Here is a 13,300-nt window from a genome sequence, read left to right as displayed (position 1 = left end):
AACAAGGAACCCGGGAACGAGGAGGCACCGCGTGCCGGTGGAAGTCACCTGGTGGGGTCATGCCACCTGCACGATCGAGGACTCCGGGGTCCGTGTGCTGACCGATCCGCTCTTCGCACGGCGCTTCGCACATCTGCGCCGCCGCCGCGGCAAGCTGCCCGGCCCCCAGGCCGCGGTCGCCGATGTGGTGCTCGTCTCGCATCTGCACTCCGATCATCTCCATCTGCCGTCACTGGCCCGGCTCGCCCCCGGCAGCCGGCTGATCGTGCCGGTGGGTGCGGTGCGCTCGGTGCCGGGGCTGCGGGTGCTGCGCTCGGTGCGCGGGCTGCGGATCACCGAGGTGGCACCGGGCGACGAGGTCCGGGTCGGCGAGGTGCGGGTACGGGCGGTTCCCGCACTGCACGACGGCAGGCGCCTGCCCATGGGCCCGCACCGCTCCCCCGCGCTCGGCTATGTGGTCGAGGGCGAGGCACGCACATACTTCGCCGGCGACACCGGGCTCTTCGACGACATGGCCCAGGCAGTCGGTCCGGTGGACGTTGCGCTGCTGCCGGTGGGCGGCTGGGGTCCGTATCTGGGCCACAGTCATCTGGACGCGGGCCGGGCCGCGCAGGCTCTGGCCCGGCTGGCGCCGCGGTCGGCCGTGCCGGTGCACTACGGCACGTACTGGCCGATCGGAATGGACGGAGTCAGGCCGCACGAGTTCCACGCACCCGGTGACGAGTTCGTCCGCAAGGCGGCGCTGCTGGCGCCGGAGGTGGCCGTGCACCGGCTGTCCCACGGCGAACATGTGCGGCCGGAGGCCGCCAGGTGATCCAGGAGGTCGTGAGACAGCTGCCCCCGGAGTCGACGCAGCAGGCGGTCGGCTATCCGTCCCTGTTCCTGCTGGTGGCGCTGGGCTCACTGGTGCCGGTGGTGCCGACGGGTGCGCTGGTGAGTTCGGCCGCGGTGGTGGCGCTGCATCAGTCGTCGCCGTTCTCGCTGCTGATCGTCTTCGGGGTGGCGTCGGCCGCGGCGTTCCTCGGCGACATCTGCCTGTACTGGCTCGGTCAGCGCGGGGTGCGGTCGAAGAACGGCTCGAAGTGGCTGAAGACGATCAGCGACCGGGCCGCTCCGGAGCGACTGGCTCAGGCGCAGCAGAAGCTGGACGAGCACGGTGCTGTGGTGCTCGTGCTGTCGAGGCTGGTGCCGGCGGGGCGGATTCCGGTGATGCTGGCCTGTCTGCTGGGCCGGATGCCGCTGCGCCGGTTCGCCCGCGGGGATGTGCCGGCCTGTCTGGCGTGGGCGGCGACGTACCAGCTGATCGGCATTCTGGGCGGTTCGCTCTTTCCCGAGCCGTGGCAGGGTGTGGTCGCGGCGGTGGGTCTGACGCTGCTGATCAGCGGGACGCCCGCGGTGTGGCGCAGGATGCGGGCGCGGTTCAGCCACTGATCGTGCGGGGGGCCGGTTCAAGGACGCGGGAGCCGCCGATCGGCAGGTCCCAGAGCCGTGTCCGGGGGTGTCCGGCCCGCTGCCAGGCGGTACGCAGTCGGGTCAGGGGTTCGAGTACCGGCTCCGCCGAGAGCAGGAAGGTGGCCCAGTGCATCGGCGCCATCGCGCGGGCGCCGAGGTCCTCGTACGCCTGCACGGCCTCCTCCGGATCGGTGTGTACGTCACCGAGCCACCAGCGCGGTTCGTACGCCCCGATCGGCAGCAGGGTCAGATCGATGCCGGGGTACCGGCGGCCGATCTCGCCGAACCAGTGCCCGTACCCGGTGTCGCCGGCGAAGTGGATCCGCTGCCCGTCGCGGCCGGCGGTGCCGATGATCCAGCCGCCCCACAGGGAGTGGCAGGTGTCCGTGAGGGTCCGCTTGGACCAGTGGTGGGCGGGCACGAAGTCGAAGCGGACGCCGTTCAGCTGTGCCGATTCCCACCAGTCGAGTTCGGTGACACAGGTGAAGCGGCGACGTCGGCACCAGCGGCCGAGCCCGGCGGGGACGAACAGCGGAGTGTCCTTGGGCAGTCTGCGCAGGGTGGGGGCATCGAGGTGGTCGTAGTGGTTGTGGCTGATGACGACGGCGTCGACGGGCGGCAGGTCCTCCCAGCGGACGCCGACCGGGGTGATCCTGGCCGGGGTGCCGAGGATGCGCCGGGACCAGACGGGGTCGGTGAGGACGGTCAGCCCGCCGGTGCGCACGATCCAGCTGGCGTGCCCGGCCCAGGTCACGGATGTGGTGCCCGCAGGGGTGGCGGGCAGGGGTTCGGGGGCGTACGGGAGCCGGTGGATGCCGCGCAGTCCCTCCGGGTCGGGCCGCAGGGCGCGCTCACGGGCCAGCCGGGACATGCTCATGACACCAGGCAGCGGTGCGGTGAGCCGGTCGGCGAAGGTCCTGGGCCAGATCCGGAGCTCGCCGAGCGGACGCGGCTCGACGACCTCGCCGAGAGAAACCTGGTGCGGGTGCGCGGTCCCGGTGGGGGAGCGCTCGGTCTGTTCCGTCATCGAGAGACTCCCGTCTCGGCGTTTCGTCATCGGAGTTCGTCGAGGGCTGCTCCGAAAATGCTCAGGGCTTGAGCGACATGCGGCAATTCCAGGGGCTCCACAGCGGTGAGGGACTCCATCTGCTGTTCCGGAGTCGACCCGAGCAGCGTCCCGGTGCCCAGCCGTACGCGCAGCGCCCCCAGTTCGTCGCCGAACCGGTGGCCGCCCGGCGCCGGTGCACCGAGACGCTCCGTCAGGTATTCCTCCAGTTCCAGGGAGTCCGTGACACCGCGGTTCGCCAGCTTGGATCTGAGCGGCCCGAGGTCGGCGTAGAGATGGCGGCCGGCCTGCGGGGGCCTGGCCAGCGCGCCCGATGCGAGGACCGCGCGGTGGGCCGCTGCCGCGACCTGCGCCTGGAGCGCGGCGGCCCGGCGGACCCGGTCGGTGACGGAATCCGGTTCGCGCAGCGCGTGGGCGGCGGCCATGGCGACGGGCCCCGCGACGTGCGCGCCGAGTGCGGTGAGGATGTCGAGAGTACGGGCATGGCGCACCGCCGCCCGCTCGGTGTCCGGGAAACGGGCGACCGCGACCGGCCAGGCGGACGGGGTCAGCGCACCGGCGAGATCACAGACGACCGTGACATCGTCGGGGCACATCTCGGCCGGACTGAGCAGGACCGTGTCGTGCGGCCGGTGCAGGGTGTCGCGCCAGGTCTCGTCGCTGACGATGTGCAGCCCTTCGGCGACCGCCGCCTCGCACGCCTCGCGCACGAGTTCCGGCGGGGCGACCGTGGCGGTCGGGTCGTCGACGACGGAGATCAGCAGCAGCCGGGGCCTGCCTCCCTCGGCGCGCACCCTGCGTACGGTCTCCAGCAGCGCGTAAGGATCGGGCACGCCGCCGCACTCGGCCGGGGTCGGCACATGGTAGGCGGGCCTGCCCAGCAGCCGGGCCTGCGGGATCCAGGTGGCTGTGCAGGGGCGCGGCATGAGCACGTCGCCGCCGTGCGCGGCGATCAGCGCGAGCAGCAGCGGCGAGGCGCCCGGGGCGGCGGCGATGTTCTCCGGGCTGCCGTGCAGTCCGCGCCGCTCCCAGTAGGCGGTCGCGGCCTCGCGCAGGGCGTCGCCGCCGCCGGTCGGTTCGGGTTCGCTGCGGCCGGCCGCGGCGGCGAGCACCTCGGCCAGCTCCGGCAGGACGGGCAGACCGGGATCGGGTGCGGGCGGCCCGTACCGGACAGGACCGCGGTCCTCCCGCACGGTATTCGCACCACTCCCGCCCCGCTCCTTGCGCCCCGCCCGTCCGGTCTGCTTCCGCGCCATCCGGGCCTCCTTCGCCGCCGCCCCGTCACCCTGTGCCGTCGTCGCGCACTCAGGCCCCTTTATACGAGGGTTCGACCGACCGCGCCCGCCCAGCGGAGCCGACGAGCCTCCCGCCCGGCAGCCGGGAGGCGGGCTCAGCCCGCGAAGGCCGTCCCGGGCATCCCGTGCCCCGCGTCCGGCAGCACCAGCAGCGAGCCGGACAGCGGATGCGGGGCGGCGAGCCCGGCGCGGGCCGAGGTGATGTAGAGGTCGCGCAGGTCCGTACCGCCGAAGGCGCAGGCCGTCGGGCGCTGTACGGGGAGTCCGACGATCCGGTCCAGGGCGCCGTCGGCCGTGTAGCGGCGCACCGCGGCGCCGTCCCAAAGGGCGACCCAGACGGCTCCCTCGGAGTCGACCGTCAGCCCGTCGGGGAATCCCGCACCTTGCTCGACGGTGGCGAACGGGCGTCGGTTCACGGCGTGTTGACCGTCGAAGTCGAAGACGTCGATACGGCGCGTGGGCGTGTCGATGAAGTACATCAGCCGCCCGTCCGGGCTCCACCCGACGCCATTTGCGCAGGCCACGACGGGCAGCACCGAGGTGACCGCGCCGTCGGATGCGATGCGGGCGAGGCTGCCGCCGGTCGCCGCACCGTCGTAGCGCATCGTGCCCGCCCACAGCGCCCCGTCCGGAGCGACCCCCGCGTCGTTGCCGCGCCGCCCGGGCTCGGGGTCGTGGACCAGCCAGTGGAAGGCGCCGTCGGGGTCGTACAGGCCGATGCCGTCGCGCAGGTTGACCACAAGTCCGCCACCGGCGCGCGGCTTGGCCGCTCCGACGTGCTGTTCGGTGGCCATCACCGTACGGCGGCCGCTCGCCGGGTCGTAGGTGTGCACGCGGGCGGAGATGATGTCGACCCAGATCAGCCGGCCGGTGACGGGATCCCAGGTCGGTCCCTCGCCGAGCTCGGCCTGCTCGTGTACGGCCATATCCAGGCGTGTGGTGGTCACTTCTGCCCCTCGCGGTGTCCGAGCAGGCCGCAGAACGCGGCGTCGCCGTGGAGGAAGAGCTCGAGCACGTCCGGAGCCCTGGTCACCGCGGGAACGAGTCGCCCCATGGTCGTGCACCCATCTCTCACGTTCGGCACTTCGGCCATCGGCCGGAATCACGAACACAAGGTAGTCGGGTGGCACTTGCCGCGACAATGCCGGTGACCGCGGGTGAGGTCAGGCCCACCGGCCGAGGAGCGGGAGCAGCTCGGTCTGCGGGTCTGCGTCCGCGGGGGTCTCGACGGGCGGAGCGAACAGGCCGCTCTGCGAGAGATCCTTCGCATACGGTCCGACCTCGCGGCGTGTGAACGCGACCAGTGGTGCGGGCAGCCGCTCGTCGGCGCCGATGGCCCGGGACAGGTCCCAGGCGTGCACCACCGCGTCGGCGACCATCTGCGCGCAGTAGGCATCGGCGGCACTGTTCCCGTACGACAGGTTCACCGTCCGCTCCAGGGCACCGGGCGCCTCGAAGGCCTGGCGCGCCCCGTCCGCCGCCCGGTCCCACACGGCTACGGGGTCGTCGCCCAGCACATCGCCGTCGAAGGCGTCACCGACCTCGGCGACGGTGCGGCCCTCGGTGAGCAGGGGTGGCACCCAGAGCTGCTCGGAGACGAGATGGGTGACCAGATCGCGGACGGTCCATTCGGTGCACGGCGTCGGTGCGGACCACTGGTCGTCGCGTACGCCATGCACCCGGTCCGTGAAGAGCCGGAGCGCCTCGCCGTGGCGGTCGAGAATTTCGCTGGTGGAGACAGATGCCATGGGGTCCACCCTCCCCGGCCCGTGACGGGCGCGCGAGCGCGCCTCCTGGTTCGGCACGTCCGGGCGGGGTATTCGCTGTCCCATGTCTTCACCGCGTGCCCCGTTCACCGTCCCGTCGTCCACCGCACTGCGCGACTGGCTGCACCGCCGCGATCTCGCCGTGTTCCATGGCCTGGCCCACCGGAACTGGCCGGGCGCCGAGCCCGTGCTGCCACGACTGAGCCGCAGCGCCGATCACGGGCTGCTGTGGTTCGGTGCCGCGGCGGGCCTGGCGGCGCTGGGCGGCAGTGCCCGGGCCCGGCGGGCCGCGCTGCGCGGGATCGCCTCGCTGGCCGTGGCGTCGGCCGCGATCAACACCATCGGCAAGGGCACGGTGCGCAGGGAGCGTCCGCTGCTGGACACCGTGCCGGTGATCCGTCAGCTCAAGCGTCAGCCGTTCACCACGTCCTTCCCTTCCGGGCACGCCGCGTCGGCCGCGGCCTTCGCCACGGGTGTCGCCCTCGAATCGAAGGGCTGGGGTGCGGTCGTCGCACCGCTCGCCCTGTCCGTCGCCGCCTCCCGCGTCTACACCGGAGTCCACTATCCGAGTGATGTGCTGGCCGGTGCGGTGCTGGGCGCCGGGGCCGCGTTGGCGCTGCGGGGTGTCGTACCGACCCGCGGACAGCTCCCGGCACCCGGCCGCCCGCCCGGCCATGCGCCCGCGCTGCCGGCCGGCCAGGACCTGGTGGTCGTCGTCAACGAGGAATCGGGCACGGCGACCGCGACGGCCTCGCTGGTACGGAACGCGTTGCCGTGCGCCGAGGTGGTGGAGTGCGCCCCCGAGGAGCTCTCCGCCGAGCTGGAGAAGGCCGCGGGACGGGGCAGGGCACTGGGGATCTGCGGCGGGGACGGCACGGTCAACCGGGCCGCGGCCGTCGCCGCCGCACACGGTCTGCCGCTCGCCGTGTTCCCGGGCGGAACGCTGAACCACTTCGCGTACGACCTGGGCATCGAGACCGTGGACGACACCTGCGCCGCGCTGACCGCGGGCGATGCGGTACGGGTCGACCTCGGCCGTTTCCGGCCCGGACCCGAGGGGCCCGATGGCGGGCACGGCTACTTTCTCAACGCCTTCAGCCTGGGCGTCTATCCGGAATTGGTACGGACCCGTGAGCGCTGGGCCCCGCGAATCGGGGGCTGGCCGGCGGGCTTGGTCGCGGCATGGGAGGTGCTGCGTGGCGAGCGCCCGCTGGAGGCGGAGCTGGAGGGTCGGCGGCGCCCGCTGTGGCTGCTGTTCGTGGGCAACGGCCTGTTCCAGCGGGTGGGTCCGGCACCCGGCCGCCGGCACAATCTCGCGGACGGCCTGCTGGACGTACGGGTGGTGCACGGCGGACGCACGCCGGGCCTGCGCCTGCTCGCGGCAGCCGTCGCGGGCCCGCTGACCCGCTCCCCCGTACATGCGGCGGAACGGCGCCGGAGGGTGCGGATCGCCGGCCTGAAGCCCGGCACACCTTATGCGTACGACGGCGAAGTGGCGTACAGCCGACGCGAGTTGATGATCGACAAGCTTCCGGAGGCACTGACGGTGTACTGCCCGATGCCGGTGTAGAGGAGCGTCCGGGAATCAGCCACGCGCGAGCGAACAAAGGGCGGCCGACTGCCGGTTGGCCGCCCCTTCCGCATACCGGTCAACCCTGGCGCGTCCATATGTCAAGACGCACATCTCATCATTCGACATTCGAGCGTACGGTGACCGCATCGATCAGCGCTTCGCGGTTCGCATTTCGCGCTCTGCGTTTTGAGAAAGGATCCACGGCCATGCCGAAGGAGACCGCCGTCTATACCCACGGCCACCACGAGTCGGTGCTGCGCTCGCACCGCTGGCGCACCGCCGCCAACTCCGCCGCGTATCTGATCGACGAACTCCGCCCGGGCATGGCCGTGTTGGATGTCGGCTGCGGACCCGGCACCATCACTGCGGATCTGGCCGCGCTGGTCGCCCCCGGCCGGGTGACCGCAGTCGACACCACTCGGGAGATCCTGGACCGGGCGGCCGAGGCCGCGTCCGAACGCGGCTTGGACAACGTCGAGTTCACCACCGCCGATGTCCATGCCCTGGACTTCCCCGACGACTCCTTCGACGTGGTCCATGCCCATCAGGTGCTCCAGCACGTGGGCGACCCGGTACAGGCGCTGCACGAGATGCGGCGCGTCTGCCGCCCCGGCGGCATCGTCGCGGCCCGCGACAGCGACTACGCGGCGATGACCTGGTACCCCGAGGTACCGGGCATGGACGCCTGGCAGGAACTGTACGCACGGGTGGCCCGCGCCAACGGCGGCGAGCCGGACGCGGGCCGCCGGCTGCTCTCCTGGGCCCGCCGGGCCGGCTTCACCGACATCGCCCCGACCGCCGGCAACTGGTGCTTCGCCACCCCGGAGAGCCGCGCCTGGTGGAGCGGACTGTGGGCGGACCGTACGGTCGGCTCGGTGTACGCGAAGCTGGCCGTGGACGGCGGCCACGCAAGCACCGGGGAGCTGGCCGCGATCGCCGCGGCCTGGCGCGAGTGGGGTGCACAGGACGACGCCTGGTTCATGGTCCCGCACGGCGAGGTGCTCTGCCGGGCCTGAGCACCGCCAACTACCCTTGTCCGCATAGACATTCTGGGAACCACGCTGCGTATCTGCGTCGACGACCTGGAGGCCGCGGTGGCCTTCCACGAGGATCTCACGGCCAGTTCTGCGCCGCGCTTCGAGCGCGGAGGGGTCTCGGTCGCGGCGATCAGCTGCTTTCTGCTGATGAGCGGCCCGGAGTCGGAGCTGGAGATCCTTCGCAAGGTGACGGCGACGATCGCGGTCAAGGATGTCGACGAAGCCCATGCCCCCCTCACCCGCGTCGGCGCCCGGATCCTCGCAGGGCCGGTACCGACGCCGGTGGGCCGCAATCTGATCGCGGTGCATCCGGACGGCCCGGTCTTCGAGTACGTCGACCGGAACCTGACCGTCCGACCCGCGGCCGTCCGACCCGCGCCGGTGGAGGTTGGCGCGGGCCGGACGGCCTTCGCCGTCACGTCCGGGGGCGCATCCGGTAGTTGTACCTGTCCGGCAGCGGCTCGTCGGTGAGCTCGGCCCACACCTCGTCCAGGATCTCCGCACCCTCGCGCAGATCCGCGACCTCGAAGCCCTCGTCGAAAACGGCCCGGGCGGCGGCGCGGTCGCCCTCGGCGATCAGCAGCCGGGCCTCCAACAGGCGTGAGCGGCCGCGCTGTTGGACAGCCGGGCGCAACCCGGTCCACACCGTCCGGGCCGCTTCGGGGCGCCCTGCCGTCAGCAGTGCCTCCATCGCCTCGCGGCCGAGCGCCGCCGTGGCGGACGTCCAGGCATCGCCGTCGTCGCGACGTTCCGCGCACAGGTCGTCGAACGCCTCGGTGTAGAGGTCGGCCGCCCGGTCCCGCTGGCCGCCCTCCTCGGCGGCGACGGCGAGGCAGCGCAGCAGCGGCCAGCGGGACGGGGCGAGAGCCAGTCCGCGTTCCCAGCTGCGGACCGCCTGGGCGCGGTCGCCGGCGTGCCACTGGGCGACGCCGAGGTGATACTCCGTGAGGGGTTCGGCGGAGGCCGTCTCCAGCATGTCGCGCCAGTGCGGGGAGACCAGGGAGGGGCCGGGCGGGGTGACCCTGCACGGTTCGGGGAAGACGCCCTGGTCAAGCAAGTCCAGCCAGGGTTCCTGTTGTTCACCCAGGGTCGACTCGGCGAACGGTGTGCCGGGGAGCTTGTACGTGCCACGCCGGACTTCGAGGGCGCCCCAGCCGGAGCCGGTGGCGAGCGATTCGCCGGGCTCGGTGTCGGCGAAGGGTCGCCAGGCGGTGTACGCGGCGTCGACATCGGCGCGCGGCAGCACCTCGGCGAGCCGTCGCTCGGTCTCGGCGCGGGCTGCCGCCCAGTCGTCTCCGTGCACGGCCCGGGGGTCCGCGGACAGCGGTCCGTACGACTCCAGCCAGCTGAACTCTGCGCCCGGTTCGAGGGGGATGTGTTCCAGCTGGGTACGGGCGAGTCCGGCCTGGATCTCGGCGTATCCGACGGTGCCGGGCTCGGTGAGCCACTCCTGCCAGCGGCGCCCGCCCGGGCCGCTGCCCCACAGGAACAGCTTTCGGCCGCGCAGCAGATCGGTCGACGTCTGGACGAGTCCGTGGCCGCCCTCGTCGAGGGAGGCGATCCAGCGACGGGCGCCGTCGGGCACCTCGTAGAAGTAGTCGGCGGGGAAGTCGCCGCGCAGCGGGTACGTACGGTCGACGGAACCGGTCTCGGGTACCGGGACCCGGGTCAGGGTCCGCTCGTAACCGAAGTGCCATGCCTCGTCGGCCGGTGCCAGGACGCGGGTGCGCTCGCCCTCGGGTACGGCGATGTTGGACCACCAGTAGACGGGTGCGGTGTGTTCGTGCGGATTGCGTATCCGTACGCCGACGTGCAGGAAGTCGGAGTCCTCGGGCAGCCAGAGGTCCACCTGGAACGGCAGGTCGCGCAGCCGCTCCCACTCCCAGAGGCGGACCATTTCACCGCCGTCGGGTGCGGGCACCCGGGCGGCGTGGACCGGGGCGCAGGACAGTGTGGTGTGACCCGTGGCGCCGATGTTCCATTCGATGCCGCCGGAGAACCATGCGCCGTTGAGCGCGAAATCGGCGGGCTGCAGGACGGGGTTGGTGTAGAGGAGTTCGCGGCCGGTCGGCTTGTGGTGGAGGGAGTGGATGCGGCCGCCGAGCCCGGGCAGCACGGTGGCCCGCAGCCGGTCGTTCTCGATGATGATCGCGTCCAGTCCGGTGGGGACGCGTTCGCGCCCGTACCCGTCGAGGATGCGGACCGGGAGCACAGTGGCCAGTGGTTCGTAGCCGATCTGGCGTGCCATGTCACGTGGCAGTCCGGCCCGGTCGCGGTCGTCGACGACATGCATCTCGTCGAGCGGCCGCAGTGCGGGCAGCGGGTTCTCCGGGCCCAGTGGTGCGGCGGGCAGAGTCAGTACGGCACGTCGTACGGTCGTGGCCAAGGCAACCTCGCTCCCTCACGCGGGCCGCCGCAGGTCCGGGCGCCCCCCGATGACCATGGAACACGCTGGACAGCGGCCCGGCCAGGGGCGTCGCCGTCAGACTTCGGCAAAGGACCACGGAGGCGACGGCCGAGGCCGCCCTCCTTGCAATGCCTCGGGGCTGCCGCCCCCGCGATAATTCGCGTGCGCCCCGTCCCCACCGCCGTAACCTTGGCCCTCGACGGTTCACGAGCGGAATGCGGAGCGGGAAACACGATGAGCACGCAGCACACCTACCGAGTGATCGTGCGCGGTACCTGGGACGGCCTGACGGATGAGGCGCGCGCCCGGCTCCTGTCCGAGGTGGACCTGCACGGCCTGAGCGCGATGCAGTTCACCGAGGAGGGCTCCCTGACGTACGACCGTGTGCTCAAGCATTTCAGCTTCCGGTTCGTGGTCGTGTCGGACGCGGAGGACGGCGAGGAGATGGCATCCGCGATCGCCGAGGACCGGGCCGAGACGCTGCTGAAGGAGCAGGGGTACGGCCATGGCGAACTGCGGTCCACGGCGACGGACATGGACACCATGAAGATCAACTACAAGGGCCGGCGCGACGACGGGGCGGCCGCCGCGCGCCCCGCCGACGGCAGCCCGCTCAGCTGAGGTCCACCTCCGGCTCGTACATGTCCAGCCACATCGCGAGGTCCAGGGTGCGTTCCAGGCCGCGGCGGGACGCCGAGGTGATCCGGGGTGCGTCGTGGTCGGCGACCCGTTGGAGCCGGGCGCGGTCGATGAGGTCGAAGACCCGGTGGTCCGGGCGCGCGAGCAGGTCGTGGGCGTGCTCCTGGAGGGCGACGGCGTACTTCGGGTCCTGGGTCGACGGATAGGGGCTCTTGGTCCGCCCGTACACGGACCGGGGAAGCAGATCCGCGGTCGCCTCGCGCAGCAGGCTCTTCTCCCTGCCGTCGAAGGACTTCAGGGCCCAGGGGGTGTTGTAGACGTACTCGACGAGCCGGTGGTCGCAGAACGGCACCCGGACCTCCAGGCCGACGGCCATGCTCGCGCGGTCCTTGCGGTCGAGCAGGATGCGTACGAACCGGGTCAGGTGGAGATGGCAGATCCGGCGCATGCGGTACTCGAAGTCGCTCTCGCCGGTGAGCCGTTCGATGCCGGCGACGGCGGAGTCGTAGCTGTCGCGGATGTACGTCTCCAGGCCGAGGGCCTGGCTCACGTCGTCGCGGAGCATGCCCGCGTCCTCGCCGAAGTGCTCGGCGAACCGCACCAGCCAGGGGAAGGTGTCGGCGCTGCGGGCCTCCTCGTCGAAGAACTGGAGGTAGCCGCCGAAGACCTCGTCGGCCGACTCGCCGGACAGGGCGACGGTCGAGTGTTCGCGGATGGCCCGGAAGAGCAGATAGAGCGAGGCGTCCATGTCGCCGAGGCCCATGGGGATGTCCCGGGCACGGATCATCCGGGCGCGTACGTCGGGGTCGGCGAGGGTGTTCGGGTCGAGCAGGATGTCGCGGTGGAGGGTGCCCGCCTGCTCGGCCACGTCGTGCACGAACGGGGTGTCGGGGGTGGTGCGCAGGTCGTCGGCGACGAAGTTCTCGGTGCGTCCGACGAAGTCGACTGCGAAGGTACGGACCTTCTCGCCGCTCTCGGCGAGCTGCTGGGCGGCGAGCAAGGTGACCGCGGACGAGTCGAGGCCGCCGGAGAGCAGGACGCAGCGGGGTACGTCGGAGACCAGCTGGCGGCGCACGATGTCGTCGAGCAGCGACCGTACATGGACGATCGAGGCGTCCCGGTCGTCGGGGTGCGGACGGGTCTTGAGCTGCCAGTAGACGTGCCGGCGCAGGCCGCCGCGGTCCACGGTGACGACCGTGCCGGGCTCCACCTCGTACATGCCGTCCCATACGGCGTGGCCGGGGTTCTTGACGAGGGTGAAGAGCTCCCGGAGCCCGTCGAGGGTCACCCGGGGCCGGGCCACCGGATTGGCGAGGATGGCCTTGGGTTCCGAGCCGAAGAGCACTCCGTCGGGCGTCGGCCAGTAGTAGAAGGGCTTGACGCCCATCCGGTCGCGGATCATGACGAGCTTGTCGTGGCGGCTGTCCCAGAGAGCGAAGGCGTACATGCCGTTGAGCCGTTCGGCGACGGCCTCGCCCCACTCCAGATAGCCGTGCAGCACGACCTCGGTGTCCGAGTCGGTGATGAAGCGGTGCCCGCGGGCGGTCAGTTCGGTGCGGAGTTCAGTGAAGTTGTACGCCTCACCGGAGTAGACGAGGGCGACGTCTCCCTCGGGTGTGCCGACGGTCATGGGCTGGCGTCCGCCGGGCAGGTCGATGATCGCGAGCCGCCGGTGCCCGAGCCCCGCGTGTTCGGCGATCCAGGTCCCCCGGTCGTCGGGGCCCCGGCAGGACATGGTCTCCGTCATCGCGTCCAGCGTCGCGACGTCTTCGGCTGCCCGCAGATCGCGGTCGAAGGAGACCCAGCCGGCGATGCCACACATACGCGTCCTCCCGATTCGGTCCCGGCCGGAAAGCGGTCGTACGCACGGTGCCGTCGCATGGGCGGCATGCCGAAGGCGAAGGCCCGGCAGAACCAGTTGTATTTAGCAGCTATGTAACGAGCCTGTGCCTGCGATTGCGTACGGTCAACACGGTCGTTCCATCGGCACAGGCCGGCACCTCATACTTTCGGCCGCCATTTTCCCCTTCCTATACGGAGTGCTGCGCTCCGCAACCCGTACGGA

At 71.8% G+C, this 13,300-nt stretch carries 11 protein-coding genes and 1 pseudogene; 6 read left to right on the top strand and 6 right to left on the bottom strand.

Annotated features, from left to right (window positions below):
• Positions 1-31: 31 nt before the first annotated feature.
• Positions 32-814, top strand: a complete 783-nt coding sequence (locus tag ACGFU7_RS14880) for an MBL fold metallo-hydrolase (protein WP_393695762.1) — start codon at positions 32-34, stop codon at positions 812-814.
• Positions 811-1,431: a DedA family protein gene (locus ACGFU7_RS14875; protein ID WP_393695760.1), complete on the top strand. Its 621-nt coding sequence runs from the start codon at positions 811-813 to the stop codon at positions 1,429-1,431. The genes ACGFU7_RS14880 and ACGFU7_RS14875 overlap by 4 nt, the downstream gene beginning before the upstream one ends.
• Here the strand turns inward: ACGFU7_RS14875 and ACGFU7_RS14870 are convergent.
• From ACGFU7_RS14870 to ACGFU7_RS14855, 4 genes are all read right to left on the bottom strand, one after another.
• On the bottom strand, positions 1,421-2,479 hold the full coding sequence (locus ACGFU7_RS14870; RefSeq protein ID WP_393695758.1) for an MBL fold metallo-hydrolase: 1,059 nt from the start codon (positions 2,477-2,479) through the stop codon (positions 1,421-1,423). The two genes, ACGFU7_RS14875 and ACGFU7_RS14870, sit on opposite strands and share 11 nt — an antisense overlap.
• Positions 2,480-2,505: 26 nt before the next feature.
• Complete coding sequence (locus ACGFU7_RS14865) at positions 2,506-3,774, bottom strand: aminotransferase class I/II-fold pyridoxal phosphate-dependent enzyme (RefSeq protein WP_393695756.1); 1,269 nt, start codon at positions 3,772-3,774, stop codon at positions 2,506-2,508.
• Between the two features lie 134 nt (positions 3,775-3,908).
• Positions 3,909-4,739 (bottom strand): SMP-30/gluconolactonase/LRE family protein, encoded by an 831-nt coding sequence (locus ACGFU7_RS14860; RefSeq protein ID WP_393696160.1) that lies wholly within the window; start codon positions 4,737-4,739, stop codon positions 3,909-3,911.
• A gap of 237 nt (positions 4,740-4,976) precedes the next feature.
• Complete coding sequence (locus tag ACGFU7_RS14855; RefSeq protein ID WP_393695754.1) at positions 4,977-5,561, bottom strand: TIGR03086 family metal-binding protein; 585 nt, start codon at positions 5,559-5,561, stop codon at positions 4,977-4,979.
• Positions 5,562-5,643: 82 nt separating this feature from the next.
• Here ACGFU7_RS14855 and ACGFU7_RS14850 point away from each other — a divergent pair, with 82 nt between their 5' ends.
• The 3 genes and pseudogenes from ACGFU7_RS14850 to ACGFU7_RS14840 all read left to right on the top strand — a co-directional run.
• A complete protein-coding gene (locus tag ACGFU7_RS14850; RefSeq protein WP_393695752.1) occupies positions 5,644-7,149 on the top strand; it encodes a bifunctional phosphatase PAP2/diacylglycerol kinase family protein in 1,506 nt (501 codons plus the stop codon).
• Positions 7,150-7,358: 209 nt separating this feature from the next.
• The gene (locus ACGFU7_RS14845) at positions 7,359-8,168 is read left to right on the top strand and encodes a methyltransferase domain-containing protein (protein WP_393695750.1); all 810 of its coding nucleotides are present in this window, start codon (positions 7,359-7,361) and stop codon (positions 8,166-8,168) included.
• A gap of 24 nt (positions 8,169-8,192) precedes the next feature.
• Positions 8,193-8,540: pseudogene (locus ACGFU7_RS14840) on the top strand (VOC family protein); the annotation flags it as partial.
• A gap of 64 nt (positions 8,541-8,604) precedes the next feature.
• Here the strand turns inward: ACGFU7_RS14840 and ACGFU7_RS14835 are convergent.
• The gene (locus tag ACGFU7_RS14835; protein WP_393695748.1) at positions 8,605-10,575 is read right to left on the bottom strand and encodes a DUF5107 domain-containing protein; all 1,971 of its coding nucleotides are present in this window, start codon (positions 10,573-10,575) and stop codon (positions 8,605-8,607) included.
• Positions 10,576-10,830: 255 nt separating this feature from the next.
• Here ACGFU7_RS14835 and ACGFU7_RS14830 point away from each other — a divergent pair, with 255 nt between their 5' ends.
• Positions 10,831-11,217 carry a DUF6204 family protein gene (locus ACGFU7_RS14830; RefSeq protein ID WP_393695746.1) on the top strand — a complete coding sequence of 129 codons (387 nt, stop codon included), beginning with the start codon at positions 10,831-10,833 and terminating at the stop codon, positions 11,215-11,217.
• On the opposite strand, the gene asnB is transcribed toward ACGFU7_RS14830, so the two are convergent.
• The gene (gene asnB / locus ACGFU7_RS14825; protein ID WP_393695744.1) at positions 11,210-13,057 is read right to left on the bottom strand and encodes an asparagine synthase (glutamine-hydrolyzing); all 1,848 of its coding nucleotides are present in this window, start codon (positions 13,055-13,057) and stop codon (positions 11,210-11,212) included. The two genes, ACGFU7_RS14830 and asnB, sit on opposite strands and share 8 nt — an antisense overlap.
• Between the last annotated feature and the right edge of the window lie 243 nt (positions 13,058-13,300).

Source organism: Streptomyces sp. NPDC048473, from assembly GCF_043200155.1.
Classification (GTDB): Bacteria; Actinomycetota; Actinomycetes; order Streptomycetales; family Streptomycetaceae; genus Streptomyces.
The sequence above is the reverse complement of the archived record's forward strand: the minus strand, read 5'-3'. Positions and strand labels throughout refer to the sequence as shown.